This window comes from Paenibacillus sp. 7523-1 (genome assembly GCF_002276415.1).
Classification (GTDB): Bacteria; Bacillota; Bacilli; order Paenibacillales; family Paenibacillaceae; genus Paenibacillus; species Paenibacillus illinoisensis_A.
This window is the reverse complement of the sequence record NZ_NPBR01000027.1, coordinates 56,796-73,682: the sequence shown is the minus strand read 5'-3', so window position 1 is coordinate 73,682 and position 16,887 is coordinate 56,796. Positions and strand designations below refer to the sequence as shown.

Here is a 16,887-nt window from a genome sequence, read left to right as displayed (position 1 = left end):
TGTCCTGCAAGTCATCCTTCGCATATGGTATCGGGAGAGGAGCGTGAGAAGATGTCACCCAAATCAACACCCGGCACTCCCCCGGTCAAACATAGCAACCCTAGCCAGAAGTTACCTTCCGCGAGAGGGATTCGCAGAGCTTGCAGTAAGGAGCTATACCGGACAGCGAAACGGCTGAAAATCTATATTTCTCCCGATCAGATGAAACAGGCGGAAGAACTCTATTACGGAAAGGTGATTGTCAATTTGCTCTGGATCGGTGAAAACCGGGACAATCGAAAGAAATTATGCGAGTGGTGGAACAATGACGTCAGTGCAGATATAGCTTCTCTATGGAATGTGGACATTGAACCGCTTCAGGCTGCATTCCAGCAGGCATTCGGCGGATATCGTCTGTAGAATACAGAGGATTCAGAGCCTTTCCTACAGGAACATGCACGCACAGAGACAAGGAAACGTTCCTTGAGCAGACCCTCCATAATTCATGTTTTAGAGAAGCAGACGCAGGTGTTACCCAGGTGGTTTGTTGGTCTGTCTGGTCCATTCCTGAGGAACGGCAGTCGATGCAAGAATACGTAAATGAGCAATGTAAACGGCAGCATCGTCATCTAAGGTAAACTGGCGATCATTACGTGCCTTCCCTGCAACCACTGTGGCACTCAGCTGTTCGTAACGCTCATACATTCGCACACCTGCAGCGGCAGTCTGCCTGGCTCGGTCCGTGTAACCGGCAGCCCATTCCCGCCGGGATGCTTGAATCATCCAATACAAGGCAGCGGACTGAATACGGGTATCATACCGATTCAATGCAACTGCTTGTTCAAAATACTTGCCAGCCTGCGTTCCCTGCCCTGCTTGGGCTGCTAGTTTCCCCAGCTCCTGGTAGAGCCGCGGCTCTGCCGGCGAGTGGGACAAGCTGCTCATCAACAGCTTCTCTGCATCATGGGCTGTAAGAGTACGCGAAAGAGAGATGGCAATCTCCGATCGGTATGGATTCGCGTGAAATGCAGCTGTCAATTCTGCCCTATGCTGGATTATTTCTTGCGGCACAGTTCCAGCCAAACGATACTTCACTTCCGCCAAGACATTACGCCCCGCCAGCCAGACTGTCCCCCCAAGCCAAATCAGGATGGCCAGGGAAGTCAACCATGGTATGGTCCGCATTGTTCGAATAGCCTGATATGAAAACCCGTTGGACAGAAGCGATGGTTGTACTGAGCGTTCATTCGTAAAAACTGCTGGTACCTCTCTCGCCTGGATTATGGCATGCTCGTCCGCAGTGGCTGTACGCTGTTCATTTGTATATGCGTATGACCATGCTCCCAGCCAGATAAACAGCATCCATACCAATGTGAAGCTCCAGTCAAAATCCATGGCCCCATGCAAAACAAAAACAAGCACGGAGGGCATTAAGCCTGCTGCGTATTTCACGGTATTACGAATGGTAAAAGCAAACCAGGCACAGATGATTATTAAGCCGATCAGGCCCGTATCAAGGGCCATGTCGATCAGGCCGTTGTGGACCTCGCCTCCGACATACGGCGAGGATTGAATGGCGCGAAACATGCTGCGCCATGTATCTCCTCCGTGGCCAAGCCATGCGGCCCCGGACCAGAGCTCCAGGGCGTCCCGCCACATGCGGAGGCGGGACACCCCCGTGCCGACACCTGCCGCGAGTCGTTCGGCGGTGGAGGACACGGCCAGCATGGCGGCGGTAGTAACCGCCAACGCCATGGCCGTCAAGGCAGCGGCGCGGGCACGGGCGCCGGTGTGCCACAGGCGGCACAGCAGCAGCGTGCCGAGCAGCGCAGCTGCCCATGCCCCGGCCAGTGCCAGCAGGCCGGGCACGGGTGCAGGCGCCAGCTGGGCAGCAGCCAGCTGGCGGTACAGCCAGGCCGCGCTCGCCAGGGGCGCGGCCATGGCCAGCAGCAGCGGCAGGCGGTCTCCGCGCCGCTGCCAAGCGAAAGCGCTGGCGGCGGCGATGCCTGTCGCCAGCCAGGCGCCGCGCGACTCGCTCAGCAGGAGCGCGGCTTGCGCGGGCATAAGCGGCAGTGCTGCCGCGATAAGGCGCCCGGCCGTCACGGGACGGCCCATGGCACGCGCGACTGCAGCGAGCCGCTCCAATGCGTACATGCCGACAACGGCGCCGTACGCATTGGGGTACTGCAGCAGTCCCCCGAGCCTCGCACCGGCGGAGCTGATCTCGGGGTCAGCGGTTCGCATGACCGCGAAAGGCAGCGGCAGCACGCCGCACACCGCAAGCAGGCCGCTGAATACAAGCAGGCTGCCTGCAGCCTGCCATCCCACGGCGAACCATCGCACGCCGTGGGCACACGAAGCCAGCATCCCTGCGAGCAGGGCAAAGATAGCCAGCAAACTCCACCGCAGCATTTCATCCATGCTGCCTTGTGTGCTTACAGAACCCAAACAAGCATGCAGGCCATAACAAACCATCATGATGATGGGCCAGATGGGCCAGCCATTAAGATTCATATGCCAATATCTTATTTTCATTTCTTCATTACTGTGAATATCGCAACTTAGGCGATTTTTCAGTGCATTATTTTTCTTACTCCGCAGTACACGTAACAGAAGAAGCATGATCACTCCCATGAGAATGCTCCCCGAAGAGAACAAAATGGCCCCGTACACATCGGAAGGAAAATATAGCCCCCGGCCCAGACATGCGGCCAACAACATGATTGTACCCATCACGCCCAATACCATCGTTAATGCCGATGTATCCAAGCCAAACGTCTTCGTCTTCGCTTGTTTAAACCTGCAACTCAAGTTCAGGTCTCCTGCATCCGTAGCGGATATTGGCACAGCGCTACATACATTCATCTTTATTTCCGCTCGATTCTTACCCTGCTGATGCTCAACCATGTGATCGCCGTCTCTCTGCTGCTGCAACGGCCTACCTCCTTCCCATCTTCTGTTATCGAACAAACGTTGCAAATCTCCCTTGCTGCATTTCATTCGCACTCAGCACGCATGACATACAAAAAAGACAGAAGACCCTCATAGGGTCTCCTGTCTTATGTCTAACCGTCATCATTTTCATTCATATGGAGCACAATCGTTTATTCGTTTCCATAACGGGACCCTCATACCAGTATGTCCATTCCTGGACATGGCAGACCATCAGCCAACTATGGTTAGCGCTTTGCGAAATTTAGCAGTGGTCACAAGAATCTGGGCTGGTTGTCGATTTCCCGTTTGAACGATCTGTATTATTTTCCGTTACATCGCCCTCTACGGTTTAAATCGGATTGGCACCACCTGGCAGCAGGTCTGCACAAGCCCGTTCCAAGTACGGATCTGCATGTATGAAATCACGGAACTCCGTGTATTCCTTCCACATATCAGCCGTTTGACCCGCCTGTCCACGCACAGCACGAATCAGAATATTTTTGGGTGTATGCTCCATATCAATGAATTCCAGCAGTTGCGTTTTGTAACCCATCAGATCCAGAAGCTTCGCACGAATGGCATCTGTTGCCAGTGCGGAGAAACGTTCCTTCAGAATACCATGGGACAATAACGGATTCATTACCGGAGATTCAATCTGGTCAAACAGCTCATGCTGACAGCACGGTACGGACAGTATGACTGAAGCGCCCCAACGAACAGCTTTCTCCAGTGCCGCATCGGTCGCCGTATCACAGGCATGCAGTGTCACGACCATATCCACTTCGTTCAGCTCGTCGTAGTCTGCAATATCACCAACCAGGAACTTCAGATCACCATAGTGCAGCCTTTGTGCAAGAGCGTTGCAATGTTCAATGACATCCGCTTTCAGGTCAAGACCGATAATCTTCAGCGATCTCCGCTGTTGTACCGACAAGTAGTGATACAAGGCAAAGGTCAGGTAGGACTTCCCACACCCAAAATCAACGATGGTAAGCGGGCGTCCCTCAGGCAGATACGGAATGACATCCTGTACCATTTCAAGAAAACGATTGATCTGTCTGAACTTATCGTACTTGCGGGCCAATACCCGCCCCTCTTCATTCATGATTCCCAGCTCAACCAGGAACGAGACAGGGACTCCCTCTTCCAGCACGTATTGCTTCTTGCGGTTATGCGAGAGATCCACTGACGTTTTGGATGGAGATTTGGTCAGAATGGATACTTTATATTTTTTGCTGATCAAAATTTGATAATCTGCCTCTGTCGTACAGAGGAGTCCTTGACGAAACGTCTCTTCGCACAGCACAGTCATGCGTTCTATCGCTTCAGCCGGAGTCAAATTCTCGTGCAGCACTTTGTTGTTATAATGAAATGCGAATTGATAATGCAGCTGATTCTTCAGCGTTACCGGCTTGACTTGCACTTTGGTATACGAGACATTGTCCCGTCTGCGCAGCTGGCTCCAGGTCGCTGTAATCAGCGAATTCTGCTCAAAGATGTCTTGTATAAGCTTTCGCAATGAATCCACGGGGTACATCTCACTTTCGATTTGGTTTGGTCAACCGTAACCATACCACAATTCCGATGCCGCTCCAAGTGAAGACACCTAACAAGCCTTATTCATTTGTGTGTCCTGTTTTGTTCTCCGTTTAGCGGATGAGTTCAGCGAGACCTTCCTCCACTTCCTGACGTGGCAGGCCGCCCTGTTCCAGTTGCCCATCTTCAAGCTTGCTCAATCGTTCGTAAAAGGCCTTCACATCTTCGCGATAATTCACGGGATGTCCTTCACCTACCCGCAGGACGCGGTACCAGCTGTTCTCGGCCAGATCATATCGCCCATGTTGTTCTTGATACAGCGCAAGCTGTTTCTCCGTACGGGCAGGAAGTTCGTATTCTTTCGTTTGTTCCAATATCGATTGCACGCGTTCCGGTGCATCCAGCAGCTTCGGGTTGGCACCATGATTCAGGGCATACAAATAAAAGTGTAATGATTTCATTAATCGGATGAGTCCTTCATCCTCTGAATCCTGCTTCTCCTGATCATCAATGCCCTCCACTCTGGCCTTCTCTCCATAAATATAAGCTTCCTCTTCGATCAGACGCGCAGCTTGCTGCAGATTGTCCACTTCAATGACTCCGCGAAAACGAAACATTTCAATGACATCCTCTGCAGGGAGAGAATTTAGCAAAGACAAATTCATGCCAAACTGCCTGCGAAGAAGCTCGTCCAATTCCGACAGCGCCTCCGTGTGTTTCCGCTGTTGTCTGAGTGTAAATGCTTTGCCAATCGCCTCGGTCATTTCCTCCATCATGCGGAGCAGATAGTCTTTTCTGAACATCAAATATGCCCCCTCATTCGCTCAATCGGATCATCGTCCATTATTGCTAGTTTAATTCATGCCCTATCAAAAAGCCAAAAAAGGACCTCCTCTTGGATTCCAAGATGCAAAAAGAAACCCCCGTCGTCTTATACAGACGATACAGGGGTTTCCTATTGTAACGGTATATACAATGATGGACTCTGCTGAAAATAATGAATTTCGAGAATTACGCCTTCGGTAAACCATTCATAAATTGACTAATAACCTGAATCAACTGTTCGGGTGCTTCATACATGCTCATGTGGCCCGCCCCGGCAATGACTGCTTGTACAATATGCGGTTTATCACTCGTAAACGTGCGTTCCGGCGGAATCACAGGGTCTTTTTCACCTGCGACCAGCAAAACCGGTAACGGTGTAGCCGATAACACATCACGGCGATCCGGACGTTCCCGCATAGCCAGTGCGGCTCCAGCTGCACCCTGAGGCGCGGTCTGGTACCCGATTTCCTTGACACGTGATACTTTTGCCGATAACTGCTCCACATGTTCAGGAGCAAACAATCCCGGAACCAATCCATCCACAAAACTTACAATACCATCCGTCTGAATAGCCGATACTGCACGAAGACGCTTTTCCTTGCCCTCTTCGCTATCCGGATATGCGGTAGAATGGATCAAACCAAAGGCTTTTAGTCGTTCCGGATGGCGCTGAGCGATGGAAAGGGCGATATATCCTCCCATGGAGTGTCCAAGCAGGACAGCCTTGTCCACGTTCAGCTCATCCATTAATTGCAGAACATCATTGCCCATTTGATCTATTGTGTATGTTCCCATAGGGGCGTCAGTCTTACCGTGTCCACGCAGATCGGGTACGATGCAGCGATAATGACGTGCAAGCTCCGGCACAACTTCATCCCAATAGGATGAACTGCCGCAGTATCCGTGAAGAAGAATAAGCGCTTCTCCCTTGCCTTGTTCGGCATAACATATCGTCGTTCCATCACATATCACTTTTTCCATATGAATCCCTCTCTCTGCGCGAATTGAATTGATTATATTCATTGTATATAACCAACTTCTTGTCATTCAAGTTGTATATTATTAAGCTTTCATCTCATGAATGAAACGTTTATCTCATTTTCCTCGCCGCAAACGCTGCGTCAGCGATCGTTCGGGACATGTTCATGACGAGGTGAAGCGAAGTCATCTGCAGGATGGAATAGGGCCTGGGACCATTGACGTTTACAACAGCTGCCACACTATAATGTCCAACAGGCTGCAGCTTCCCCCCTACGGACTGCGCAGGATTCAACGCATGATGTGAAAGATAATATGTACCTGTGGCATGCTTTGGACCCAGACAGGCATCAATCGCAACAATGGCATGATGTGCCGGGATCTGAGACATCCGTTTCTCCAGTGTATCTGCATCGCAAGGTGCTGCTAGCGTTCCTACAACATGACCCACTCCGTACTCCTCCAGCAGACTTCCTGTTAAAGGCCCGAGTGCATCTCCCGATGAACGATCCGTTCCAATGCAGACAAATGTTATTTCATCAGGTGAATGCTGCTCATAAATGTGTTTGAAAAATAAAACCAGGTCTTCTCCAGGCACACCTTTTGGAGTTTCCCGACTCTGGTGGCGCACCATCTCACGCTTGTATGCTGCCAATCTTTTCCCCTCCTTTACACGCACAGAAGCATTGTGAATGAGTATTGTTTTTTACATTTTATCCGATACAGGGGGATTCCCGCAAAACATTGGCCTGTGCCTGTCCAATCATGATACAATGACAACAGTTTCCGATACGGAAGGGATGGACATAACGATGGATTTGACACAACCGAACGCGGCCAACATGGAATATATGATTGAAGCGATCAAAACCAAGCTGCGTATGGCCAGCGGTGCGGCTATGCAGGCTTCGGCGTTCCCCCTCGACAAATACGAGGATTTGCATGATCTGTATGAGATGGTGATGAGCAAGGAGCATCTGAGTATTTCCGAAGTGGAAGCTGTTGCTTCCGAACTGGGGAACCTGCGTAAAGCTTAAAAGCACCCATCTTCATTCACACAAACAAAAAGGGCCTGCCTCCACCACATGGAGAACAGGCCCTTTTTATCTTTTAGTTACTTGATATCCTCATTTGTTTAGCAAGACTTATCATTTAAGCAAGTTAAGGCAAATCTACCAGCACGAATTCCGCCAATTCGCTTCCTGTACTCGTAATCTCCAAATCACAGCTTTTCCGAATACGGGCAGCATCCCCTGGCTTCAGATTGAAATTCCCATCTGCACAGGCGATAGCCACATGACCACTGATTAGAAAAAGATGTGTGCGTCTGTCTTCATGCTGTGGATACATGATTTTTTTACCAGACTCTAATTGGGTCAGATAACAGGTCACATCCTGTGAAATTGGAAGCGCACCTTCGGCTCCCTCCACACCCTGTCCGGATACGACAGGGCAAAGTCGATTCAGCTGCTCCTGTGGGTCAAATTGCCGATTCGTATACGATGGTTTCAGCATGCGCTGGGATGGCAGGAACCACATCTGCAGGAATCGTACCGGTTCATCCTCGGACGGATTGGTCTCGGAATGTTCCACACCGGTGCCTGCACTCATCACCTGTACCGTTCCCGGCTCATGTACCTGTTCGGTTCCCATGCTGTCCGTATGCTTAAGCCTACCGGATATTACGTAACTTACAATTTCCAGGTCATGATGTGGATGTCGTTTAAAGCCTTCCTGCGGCATCAGCGTGTTGTCATTATGAGCCAGCAGGCAACCAAAATGCGCATTGCTTGGATCGTCATAATCTGCAAAAGAAAAGCTGAACTCACTGTGTATCCAACCTCGATCCGACGTGTGCCTTTCTTCCGATGTCACTACTTTAATCATGTTCATCCACCTCCAAGGGTTTAGAGCTGCTGCCTACATCTGACAGCAGGTCTTGCGTGTATATGAATGCTTAGATGAATACCTGTTGGTATCTCATCTTTACCCGGGGTCCGGGGATTCTAATCACGCCCCTAGCTTATGGTTATACGCTTTATTCAGGTGAGTGAAGCACGAATTCACAATCCGCATGTCCCACCATATTTCCGGCATCATTGCGAATCTCAGGAGGAAACACTTGAGCCAGTCGTTCAATGGTTGTCCGATTGGAATATCCAATCTGCTCCAGGATTGATTTAGCAATCCATGCCCATTCATCTTCAGATCCGTCGAGCACTTTAAATGTTATCCCGAGCCTTTCCTTTTTCAGTGCAAAACCGAATACTCCCTTGAAGCCGCCTTTAGCAACAATATTGCTGTCTTCCAGAAGCACCGAATCAACTCGTCCGGTTCCTCCAACCATAAGAGGCTGATCATTCATGGCAGACGTAATGGTTTCCACTGCCGAGCGTGTCGGTTCATCTTCAATTAAATCCGGGCAAGCCAGCTTCAGATATGCATTCGACAACGCCGATAAAGGCAAGGAAAATACCGGAAAGCCGCAGCCATCCGTCCCGAGTTCAATTTCCTTCTGCTCAATTCCAGCCATATCAGCCATCGTTTTCAGAATTTCACGCTGCACCGGATGCTCCCGCTCCGCGTAACTGTCCAGATCAAAGTTTTTCATCTGACTGTAACCCAGGATGCCAAGGTGTTTCCCCGAACAATTATGCAGTATTCTTCGCTTCTCTCCTTGATTGCGCAGCCATTGATTTCGGCTATCATCATTCAATGGGTAACTTGCCGCGCAAATCAGGCATTCTTCTCCCAATCCAAGTTTGGCCGATAATTTCTCCAGCACTTTAATATGCTCTGGCTCCGAACGATGGGAAGATGCCATGATCGCGATTTCTTGGGAGGTTAACCCATAGTGGGCTGCAATGCCTGCACGAATGCCTGGAATGGCCTGAAAAGGCTTGGCAGATGAGCGGGTAAACGCTCTGAAATGTGGATTTCCTGCCGAATAAACGACATCTCCGTTTTCATTCGTGATGCTTATGTGTCCAAAGTGGGCGCATTCCATCACGCCTGCACGATATTCTTTAACTAACAACGCACTCTCCATGCGAGTTCTCTCCTTTATGCTCCCAGTCTCATCTCTGCTTTGCGTCTTTACGCCGCATGGGATATCTTTAAATTATAGTACAAATGCGATGTTTTTTCAGTTTTTTCGACATGATATTCGGGTAAGCCTATAGCAATCTGGAATGTTTAACCAATCCTATTTTGAAGGAGATATCATTTATGCTGCGTGAAAGCAATTCCTCTTTGTTCAGAAATTCTCCGCGTTTACCTTGGCGCTCCCTATTTGTCTGGAGTGGAGTAGGCGTTCTGTTTAGTTCTGCTCTAGTCATTGTTCTGGCCATATTAGGTGCATGGCTGGGGACTCATTTTATTATTCAATTAGACGATCGAATTCAACATTGGTTTTATCTCCATTCTGAATCTCGCCTTGCACTTCTGCCTGTCATTACCTTCATTACTGCCATTGGTTCTTTCAAGATCTCGGCATTAGCCGCAGTCTGTGCAGCGGCCCTCTTCTTTATACACCGTAATTCACGATACTCTATTTATGGCTATGTAGTTCTGGGCAGCTTTGCAGTCATGTGGCTGCTTAACATAGGATTGAAGGGAATTTTTCGTCGAAGCCGACCTGAACTTGAACATTTAATGGTGGTTCATGGATATAGCTTCCCCAGCGGTCACGCCATGATTTCTATGGGATTTTACGGCATGTTTTTTGTCATCTGGGCCATTGAACGACAAACGCAGTCCACCTCCATTATGCTGCCTATTGTGTGCGGTGTAGGGTTTATCGGTCTCATCGGAATTAGCCGGATCATGCTCGGCGTGCACTATCCTACAGACGTATTTGCTGGATTCGTTGCCGGACTGGCATGGCTTGTGTGCATGGTTGGTGCAATCAAACGAATGATCTGAAATTCCTTCAAATTCCAGGATGCCCATATCTGCTTCAGTTGTTTCAGCTTGATGCACGACGTTTATATACGAAGTAAGCAAACGCGAACAGACAACATCCTGCATCAAGTGTAAAGGAGGCGGTTGTTATGTGGGGCATTATTCTCAGCATCATCTTGGCAGTTATCATTGGCCTCATCGGAGATGCACTTGCCGGTCACAATATGCCTGGAGGCATCATTGGAGCCATGGTTGCCGGTTTTGTGGGAGCTTGGCTGGGTGCCCTGTTGCTTGGTAATTGGGGACCCGTTATCGGTAATTTTGCCGTGATCCCTGCCATTATTGGTACAGCACTCTTTGTCTTTTTGCTGGGGCTTGCGTCCAGGCTGTTCAGACAGGCTGCCTGATCGGTCAACAAGGTGTTCGTTGTTTCGTAAATGTTTTTTATTATGAAGAAGGAGTGATTAGACATGAATAAAGCAGAAGATCAATATCCTGTACAAAGCGGTTCGACTTTCGCAAAAGGTATTTTCATCGGTGGCTTGCTGGGAGCAGCAGCAGCATTACTCTTCGCCCCTAAACCAGGACGCGAACTTCGCGGCGACCTTTCCGAGAAGGTTGGTATGGTTACCGACCGCACCAAGGAAGTTGCAGCCGTTGTTAGTGACAAGGCTACCGAACTCGCTAAAACTGTTTCTACCAAAACTTCCGATATCGCAAAAACGGTGAACCAAGGCCGTAACGACGTCATGGAATCGGTAAGGAAAGCATCCGCGGATGTAGCGGATGAAGCAACTAAAGCAACCAGCGAAGTTGCTTCTGCTTCCGAGGAAGCAAAGGAAGATGCACGAAAAGAGCTGAATTCGACCAGCCTGTAAGGGCTTGAGCGAATGGTCAATAGCCAGCTGAGTTTCAGCTGGCTATTTTTCATCCATTGTAATAGGAGGAGGACTCACATGAGCAAAGTCACATTAAACGGAAATACCCCCGTTACTGGAAGCAAACCATCGCAGCAGTATGATACGGCAGAGCATCCTTTTGAATTGCGCCATGAAGTCAAAAAACTGAACACACGCCTGGATCAGCTTGCGGACAGTTTGGAAAAGGCACAGATCAAGGATATTATCGAGAATTACACCAGTCCCAAAAAACGGATCATCACCAATTTTACTGCGGGTATGGCGAGAGGACTTGGACTTACCCTCGGGACCTTTGTTGTCCTTGGTCTCTTAGGTCTTATACTCAGTCAATTTGTAAACATGCCGATTGTGGGACAATACATTGCAGATCTGCTTGGATATATTGACGATTACAAGAGCTAGGCTAAGAGCCATCATCTCTTCCGCACGGAATTGCCCCGTTTCCCGGGGTCATCAGCCGGTCGCTGCGTGGGCTTCAACTTCAACAGATCTCCGGTCCAGCCTTTCATCATCATCCATACATACATGCTAGCCATGCTGGCGAGGATGAGTGCGATGACCAATACAACCCCCCATGTCTTGTCTATCAAAGGCAGGTTCTCGAAGTTCATCCCCCAGATTGCACCGGCAGCCGTTGCGGGCGTACAGACCGAAGTAACGATGGTTAGTGTCTTCATAATCTCGTTACCACGAACACCGGAAGTCGCATTATCTATAGAAATGAGTGTATCGATTTCTTTTTCATAGTGCTGAAAGAGACGCTCCATCCGCTCAATCCGGTGCTGCAGCTGCTTGAAGAAACGACTGTCCTCTATATCATCGAGATAGGCCTCCCGCGCTGCAGCCATTAATTCAGAATAAGGGATAAACAGGTTGCTCCAATACAAAAGTTCAAACCGCGCTTCAAGAATTTGGTCCATCAATGTACGAGCATTACGTGATTCCATCTTCCGTTCCAGTTCACGCAAATGCATCTCGAACTGATCCATGCCCACATGATAATAATGCAATATGGCCCGGAACAGAACAAACATTCCATCACGGGCAGTGTCACACTGGTGCAGCATGGCCGAGCGTTCTCCCGTATTCATAATACCTCTGGTGTTATCATCCAAATTAATCGTTACCAAACTTTTTTGGTCGACATAGAAAAACATCTGATTATCTTTGCGTGTACTCTCTTTCTCATTTTTGACTGCATATAGAAGTGAACCAAATATAACCGGATCTGTCCCGTTTAGATATCGTACAGACAGGTAATTGGAATGCACCTCCGGGATCTTACGAAGGAAGTATTGCATCTCTGGAAACTCTTCAATAAGTCCCTCCATCACTTCGGCCATATCCTCATCTTCTGGCGCCACCCAGTCCCACCAATCCCACTGCTCCGAAAATGATAATTTGTCGCGCCTGGCTACCAGCTTGACCCGATCCACCATCACAACACCACTCCTGGATTCATAATAAACAGCACATCCATCCAAAAACAAATTTCAAAAAAGGACACGCATGTATTCCAGTGGAATCACGTGTCCTTTTTATGCCGTACTTAACAACATCAGGGATTCACATCTCATAACATTGAAGCATTAGACATGATCTGTTTCAGTTTTTCAGTAGCTCTCTTCTGAATTCGTGAAACACTCATCTGGGATACACCCAATTTCTGAGCTATCGCCCGTTGAGACTGACCATCCTGGAAGGCCAAAATTAGCACCTTCTGCTCCTGTTCCTTCAACTGTCCCAATGCCTGCTGCAAGTCCATCCGCTTCTCCACCGAATCAAAGTCGTTTACGTCTGCACTGATGAGTTCACCAAGCGTTGCTGCACTTTCATCCTGAGATAGTGGAGAATCCAGTGAGACGTAGTGGTAACATTCCCGACCAGCTAAAACTTCGATGGTTTCCTCTGGGGTCAGGTCAAGGTATTCAGCAATCTCATCCACACTTGGTGAGCGTTCAAACTTCACCGTTAATTCATCAATAGCATGTTGAACAAGTGCACCTTTTTCCTTGATTCGTCGAGGTACCTGAATATACCAGGATTTGTCCCGAAGGTAGTTTTTCATATGACCGATCATGCTTTTCATGGCATAAGGTTCGAACGGAATGCCCAGGTTAATATCGTACTGCTGCAGAAGGCGAATCAGAGCCATCTGGCCAGTCTGATACAGATCTTCGTACAGATCCGGACGATTCCGGGCAATCTTGCCTGCTGCCATCTTCACCATCGGTTCATATTTGCGGATAAGAACTGTTGCAATTTCGTTATCCTTGGTCTGCTGGTACTCCCAGATCAAACCTACGGATTCAGACATGGACTCTGGGGGAGTCACTTTTTCGTTCATACTTTCTCCTCACTTCTTGCAAGACGTTTTACGAGTACGACTTTCGTACCTTTGCCCGTCTCACTTTCCACACTGACATCATCCATCAGGGCTTGCATCAGATAGAATCCAAGTCCACCAATTTGGGCATCTGTCAGCTCAGTGTCATGAAGGCCTGCGCGTGATACTGCCGGGTTGACGTTTTCGAAGCTTGCACCTTCGTCCTTGACTGTAATAGCCAATGTTTCGTTGTCCACTTCAAAAACGACCTCAACCATACCGCCTTCGTGTGAGTAGGCATACAATACAGAGTTGTTACAAGCCTCGGAAACAGCAACTTTCATGTCCTCAATGTCCTCATAAGAAAATCCCATTTTGGACGCTACACCATAAAGATTCAATCTTACAATATCCACATAATCAGCTGTCGCCGGTAAGTTAAGGGTGACTCTTTGAACTTCTGCATTCATTCCTTTTTCGATCCTTTCCTATTGGGAATTCTTCTGTGAGACAAAGAATTTGGCAATACCCGTCATATCAAAAAGCTTCTGAATCTGCGCAGGAACTTCTTGTACTTCGAAGCGTGCTTCCATTCCATGTCGAGCCTTCAGAACAGATAACAGGATTCCAATTCCTGTGCTATCAATATACTTCAGGTCCTTCATGTTAATAATCAAATCTTGTTCCTTGTTGTCCACAAGTGGCTCCATGACCAAACGAAATTCAGGAGCTACCGACAAATCCAGTTCGCCAGTAAGATATACCGTGCACACGCCATTTTGTGTTTCGGTCTTTGCATTGAATTTTTCATTTTTATTTGTATTCATTAGACATCTCTCTCCTGATCAATGGTTTCCTTACCTAATAACCCAACTTACGCCCGGGTGAAACAAAATCATAATTAGCAATTATTTCAATTTGCTCGATTCATGGGTGAGGAGGCTGGTTTGAAGCCCTTGCGGTCTTCCTGAAATCGCGACAATTTTTGTTTCACACTGCCCATCTTAACGGGCTTACTGATGTAATCATCCATTCCGACAGCAAGGCAGCGCTGCTGGATGCCCTCCATTACATTGGCAGTCATGGCCAGTACAACAGGCTGCTTTTCCTTCGGAAGACTTTCCCGAATTTTACGTGTACATTCCAATCCGTCCATAACCGGCATTTGCAAATCCATAAATATATAATCATAGCCTGGGTTCTCTAGAACCATATCCAGCGCCTTCTGTCCATCTTCTGCGGTATCTGATGTGAAGCCCAGCTTGCTCAGCATAATCGCCATCAACTTTTGATTAATGGGATGATCATCGACAATCAATACGGAAGGCTGCATTTCATAACGTTCCATATTCTCCGGTTGTTCTTCTCCATTCCCGATGATCAGTTCCGTCTCTACATAGCGCTGTACCTGAATGGTGAAGACAAAGGTAGCTCCACGCTTCTCGCTCGTATCCAGATGAATGCTGCCACCCATCATTTCCACTAACGTCCGGCAAATGGCAAGTCCCAGGCCAGTTCCACCGTACTTGCGTGTCATCGATGTATCCAACTGAGAAAATGGCTGGAATAGGCGATCCACTTTGTCTGAGGATATTCCTATACCTGTATCCTTTACTGCAAATTCCAAGGTCATTCTACCGTCTTTTTCTTCGTTAACAGATACGATCAGGTAGACTCCACCCTGGTCCGTAAACTTGATTGCATTGGCAATCAGATTCATCAGGACCTGACGCAGTCTCGCCATATCGCCGTACACCAAGGCAGGGACGGAATCCTCGAGGAAATAGTCCAGCTCCAGATTCTTTTTACCTGCTTCCATAGCAAACAAGCCCAATACTTCTTTAATACATGTAACGAGTTCAAACGGATGCTCCTCCAGCTCCATTTTCCCGGATTCCATCTTGGTGAAATCAAGAATATCGTTAATAACTGTGACAAGTGCATCCGCGCTCTTTCGCACGATATCGATATATTCCTTCTGCTCATCCTTCAGTTCCGTCTCCATCAGCAAATCGACCATCCCGATAACACCGTTCATCGGTGTACGGATCTCATGACTCATCATCGCCAAAAATTCGGTTTTGGCATTGGCTGCGATTTCCGCTTCCTCTTTTGCCTGAATCAGCTGCTGATTCATTTTCTCGAGTTCCTGCGTTTTCTGATGAAGCAGCATGGTTTGAGTTTTCAGCCGTTTGTTCGTTATGAACATTTCGACAAAGCCCTCAATTTTCGATTTGAGAATTTGGGGGATAAACGGCTTCACCATGTAATCGATGGCACCTGCCGAATATCCGGCAAATAAATGTTCTGCTTCCCTGCTGTTGGCAGAGATAAAGATAATGGGAACGTCTTTTGATTTATCACGCGCTTTAATTAACTTCGCTGTCTCAATTCCGTCCATTCCAGGCATCTGCACATCAAGCACAATGACCGCAAATTCGTCTTTAAGCAAGCATCGAAGTGCCTCTTCTCCAGAAGTTGCCTTGACGAGTTTATACTGTTCCGATTCCAAAACTGCTTCTAGAGCAAGCAGATTCTCGGGGCGGTCATCTACCAATAATATGTGGATTGGTTCATTGAGCCCCATGGCTAACCCTAACCCCCTATTTGATCTTCCGGTATATTTTTTCCGTCCGGTCTAACGGCTCGTAAGCATCGCTGAATTCTGTGAAATGGATCGATTCCTTGGATCCCAGAACAAGAATGCCAAAATGGCTCAAGCTCTCATGAAATAGTCCATGCACATGATTCCTTAGTTCATCATTGAAATAAATCATGACGTTGCGGCAAAAGATAACGTTAAATTCGTTAAATGACCGGTCTGTTGCCAGATTATGCTCTGCAAAAATAATGTTTTTTCGCAGATAAGGATGAAACATAACGGAGTTATACTTCGCTGTATAGTATTCGGAGAAGGCTCTGGTACCCCCTGCCTCCAAATAGTTTGTGGTGTATAATTTCATCTTTTCAATACCGTATACGCCTTCCTTGGCCTGCTGCAGTGAGCGGTCATTCATATCGGTGGCATAGATCCGTGCCTTGTCATACAAACCTTCCTCATGCAGCATAATCGCCATGGAATACACTTCTTCACCCGTGGAGCAGCCTGCGTGCCAAATCCGAATATAAGGATATGTCCTTAACACAGGTATGATCTTTTCACGGAATGTCTTGAAGAGCGCAGGATCACGAAACATTTCGGTCACCGGAATGGACAGATTCTGTACAAATCGTTCGAATGCTGAACGCTCATGCAGAACCTTTTCCTGAAGCCCAGATATCGTTTTAAGACCTTCCGAATGTGCGTAGTGCCAGATTCTTCGTCTCAAAGATGGCAATGCGTAATTTCTAAAGTCATATCCATATAGACGGTGCATACCTTCCAATAACAACTCAATCTCAATCAATTCGCGTTCTTCATCTTGCGGCATGCGGACCGATTGTTCATCAGCCTCGGTAGGTTCCCACGGTGTCATAGATTCTCTC

General features: G+C 48.1%; 19 protein-coding genes. 6 read left to right on the top strand and 13 right to left on the bottom strand.

The features are described 5' to 3' along the window. The first annotated feature begins 51 nt into the window (after positions 1-51). Complete coding sequence (locus CHH60_RS25740; RefSeq protein WP_095361798.1) at positions 52-399, top strand: dehydrogenase; 348 nt, start codon at positions 52-54, stop codon at positions 397-399. Between the two features lie 111 nt (positions 400-510). Here the strand turns inward: CHH60_RS25740 and CHH60_RS25735 are convergent, their stop codons facing one another. The 5 genes from CHH60_RS25735 to yyaC all read right to left on the bottom strand — a co-directional run bounded on the left by CHH60_RS25735 (position 511) and on the right by yyaC (position 6,907). After that, positions 511-2,913 (bottom strand): O-antigen ligase family protein, encoded by a 2,403-nt coding sequence (locus CHH60_RS25735; RefSeq protein WP_141236992.1) that lies wholly within the window; start codon positions 2,911-2,913, stop codon positions 511-513. Between the two features lie 349 nt (positions 2,914-3,262). Beyond that, the gene (locus CHH60_RS25730; protein ID WP_095361796.1) at positions 3,263-4,450 is read right to left on the bottom strand and encodes a class I SAM-dependent methyltransferase; all 1,188 of its coding nucleotides are present in this window, start codon (positions 4,448-4,450) and stop codon (positions 3,263-3,265) included. Positions 4,451-4,562: 112 nt separating this feature from the next. Continuing rightward, complete coding sequence (locus tag CHH60_RS25725; protein WP_095361795.1) at positions 4,563-5,252, bottom strand: DUF6483 family protein; 690 nt, start codon at positions 5,250-5,252, stop codon at positions 4,563-4,565. A 208-nt stretch (positions 5,253-5,460) separates the two neighbouring features. Beyond that, positions 5,461-6,255 carry an alpha/beta fold hydrolase gene (locus CHH60_RS25720; RefSeq protein ID WP_095361794.1) on the bottom strand — a complete coding sequence of 265 codons (795 nt, stop codon included), beginning with the start codon at positions 6,253-6,255 and terminating at the stop codon, positions 5,461-5,463. Between the two features lie 109 nt (positions 6,256-6,364). After that, entirely contained in the window at positions 6,365-6,907 is a 543-nt protein-coding gene (gene yyaC / locus CHH60_RS25715) for a spore protease YyaC (RefSeq protein ID WP_255248089.1), read from the bottom strand. Positions 6,908-7,064: 157 nt separating this feature from the next. Here yyaC and CHH60_RS25710 point away from each other — a divergent pair, with 157 nt between their 5' ends. Beyond that, positions 7,065-7,289, top strand: coding sequence for a DUF1128 domain-containing protein (locus CHH60_RS25710; protein WP_095292560.1), 225 nt, complete (start codon positions 7,065-7,067; stop codon positions 7,287-7,289). A 124-nt stretch (positions 7,290-7,413) separates the two neighbouring features. Here the strand turns inward: CHH60_RS25710 and CHH60_RS25705 are convergent, their stop codons facing one another. Together CHH60_RS25705 and CHH60_RS25700 are read right to left on the bottom strand one after the other, a co-directional pair. Further along, entirely contained in the window at positions 7,414-8,139 is a 726-nt protein-coding gene (locus CHH60_RS25705) for a pirin family protein (RefSeq protein ID WP_095361793.1), read from the bottom strand. Positions 8,140-8,290: 151 nt separating this feature from the next. Beyond that, positions 8,291-9,301, bottom strand: coding sequence for an asparaginase (locus CHH60_RS25700; protein WP_095361792.1), 1,011 nt, complete (start codon positions 9,299-9,301; stop codon positions 8,291-8,293). A gap of 179 nt (positions 9,302-9,480) precedes the next feature. On the opposite strand from CHH60_RS25700, the gene CHH60_RS25695 reads away from it, so the two are divergent. From CHH60_RS25695 to CHH60_RS25680, 4 genes are all read left to right on the top strand, one after another. Beyond that, positions 9,481-10,176, top strand: a complete 696-nt coding sequence (locus tag CHH60_RS25695; protein ID WP_095361791.1) for a phosphatase PAP2 family protein — start codon at positions 9,481-9,483, stop codon at positions 10,174-10,176. 128 nt (positions 10,177-10,304) lie between these two features. Then, the gene (locus tag CHH60_RS25690) at positions 10,305-10,562 is read left to right on the top strand and encodes a GlsB/YeaQ/YmgE family stress response membrane protein (RefSeq protein WP_095361790.1); all 258 of its coding nucleotides are present in this window, start codon (positions 10,305-10,307) and stop codon (positions 10,560-10,562) included. A gap of 63 nt (positions 10,563-10,625) precedes the next feature. Then, positions 10,626-11,033, top strand: a complete 408-nt coding sequence (locus CHH60_RS25685) for a YtxH domain-containing protein (RefSeq protein WP_095361789.1) — start codon at positions 10,626-10,628, stop codon at positions 11,031-11,033. Positions 11,034-11,111: 78 nt separating this feature from the next. Beyond that, a complete protein-coding gene (locus tag CHH60_RS25680) occupies positions 11,112-11,477 on the top strand; it encodes a DUF5665 domain-containing protein (protein ID WP_095361788.1) in 366 nt (121 codons plus the stop codon). A gap of 11 nt (positions 11,478-11,488) precedes the next feature. Here the strand turns inward: CHH60_RS25680 and CHH60_RS25675 are convergent, their stop codons facing one another. From CHH60_RS25675 to CHH60_RS25650, 6 genes are all read right to left on the bottom strand, one after another. After that, positions 11,489-12,514 (bottom strand): magnesium transporter CorA family protein, encoded by a 1,026-nt coding sequence (locus CHH60_RS25675; RefSeq protein WP_095361787.1) that lies wholly within the window; start codon positions 12,512-12,514, stop codon positions 11,489-11,491. Between the two features lie 134 nt (positions 12,515-12,648). Continuing rightward, positions 12,649-13,422, bottom strand: coding sequence for a sigma-70 family RNA polymerase sigma factor (locus CHH60_RS25670; RefSeq protein WP_095292462.1), 774 nt, complete (start codon positions 13,420-13,422; stop codon positions 12,649-12,651). Continuing rightward, the gene (rsbW, locus tag CHH60_RS25665) at positions 13,419-13,871 is read right to left on the bottom strand and encodes an anti-sigma B factor RsbW (protein ID WP_095361786.1); all 453 of its coding nucleotides are present in this window, start codon (positions 13,869-13,871) and stop codon (positions 13,419-13,421) included. The genes CHH60_RS25670 and rsbW overlap by 4 nt, the downstream gene beginning before the upstream one ends. A gap of 18 nt (positions 13,872-13,889) precedes the next feature. Further along, the gene (locus CHH60_RS25660; RefSeq protein WP_095361785.1) at positions 13,890-14,228 is read right to left on the bottom strand and encodes an STAS domain-containing protein; all 339 of its coding nucleotides are present in this window, start codon (positions 14,226-14,228) and stop codon (positions 13,890-13,892) included. Positions 14,229-14,314: 86 nt separating this feature from the next. Beyond that, positions 14,315-15,988 carry a response regulator gene (locus CHH60_RS25655; protein ID WP_095361784.1) on the bottom strand — a complete coding sequence of 558 codons (1,674 nt, stop codon included), beginning with the start codon at positions 15,986-15,988 and terminating at the stop codon, positions 14,315-14,317. A 16-nt stretch (positions 15,989-16,004) separates the two neighbouring features. Continuing rightward, on the bottom strand, positions 16,005-16,877 hold the full coding sequence (locus CHH60_RS25650) for a CheR family methyltransferase (protein ID WP_095361783.1): 873 nt from the start codon (positions 16,875-16,877) through the stop codon (positions 16,005-16,007). Positions 16,878-16,887 lie beyond the last annotated feature (10 nt).

Coding starts and splice junctions, on each gene's coding strand:
- CHH60_RS25740 (WP_095361798.1), top strand. CDS start 52: ATGTCACCCAAATCAACACCCGGCACTCCCCCGGTCAAACATAGCAAC.
- CHH60_RS25730 (WP_095361796.1), bottom strand. CDS start 4,450: ATGTACCCCGTGGATTCATTGCGAAAGCTTATACAAGACATCTTTGAG.
- CHH60_RS25725 (WP_095361795.1), bottom strand. CDS start 5,252: ATGTTCAGAAAAGACTATCTGCTCCGCATGATGGAGGAAATGACCGAG.
- CHH60_RS25720 (WP_095361794.1), bottom strand. CDS start 6,255: ATGGAAAAAGTGATATGTGATGGAACGACGATATGTTATGCCGAACAA.
- CHH60_RS25710 (WP_095292560.1), top strand. CDS start 7,065: ATGGATTTGACACAACCGAACGCGGCCAACATGGAATATATGATTGAA.
- CHH60_RS25705 (WP_095361793.1), bottom strand. CDS start 8,139: ATGATTAAAGTAGTGACATCGGAAGAAAGGCACACGTCGGATCGAGGT.
- CHH60_RS25700 (WP_095361792.1), bottom strand. CDS start 9,301: ATGGAGAGTGCGTTGTTAGTTAAAGAATATCGTGCAGGCGTGATGGAA.
- CHH60_RS25695 (WP_095361791.1), top strand. CDS start 9,481: ATGCTGCGTGAAAGCAATTCCTCTTTGTTCAGAAATTCTCCGCGTTTA.
- CHH60_RS25690 (WP_095361790.1), top strand. CDS start 10,305: ATGTGGGGCATTATTCTCAGCATCATCTTGGCAGTTATCATTGGCCTC.
- CHH60_RS25685 (WP_095361789.1), top strand. CDS start 10,626: ATGAATAAAGCAGAAGATCAATATCCTGTACAAAGCGGTTCGACTTTC.
- CHH60_RS25680 (WP_095361788.1), top strand. CDS start 11,112: ATGAGCAAAGTCACATTAAACGGAAATACCCCCGTTACTGGAAGCAAA.
- CHH60_RS25675 (WP_095361787.1), bottom strand. CDS start 12,514: ATGGTGGATCGGGTCAAGCTGGTAGCCAGGCGCGACAAATTATCATTT.
- CHH60_RS25670 (WP_095292462.1), bottom strand. CDS start 13,422: ATGAACGAAAAAGTGACTCCCCCAGAGTCCATGTCTGAATCCGTAGGT.
- rsbW (WP_095361786.1), bottom strand. CDS start 13,871: ATGAATGCAGAAGTTCAAAGAGTCACCCTTAACTTACCGGCGACAGCT.
- CHH60_RS25660 (WP_095361785.1), bottom strand. CDS start 14,228: ATGAATACAAATAAAAATGAAAAATTCAATGCAAAGACCGAAACACAA.
- CHH60_RS25655 (WP_095361784.1), bottom strand. CDS start 15,988: ATGGGGCTCAATGAACCAATCCACATATTATTGGTAGATGACCGCCCC.
- CHH60_RS25650 (WP_095361783.1), bottom strand. CDS start 16,877: ATGACACCGTGGGAACCTACCGAGGCTGATGAACAATCGGTCCGCATG.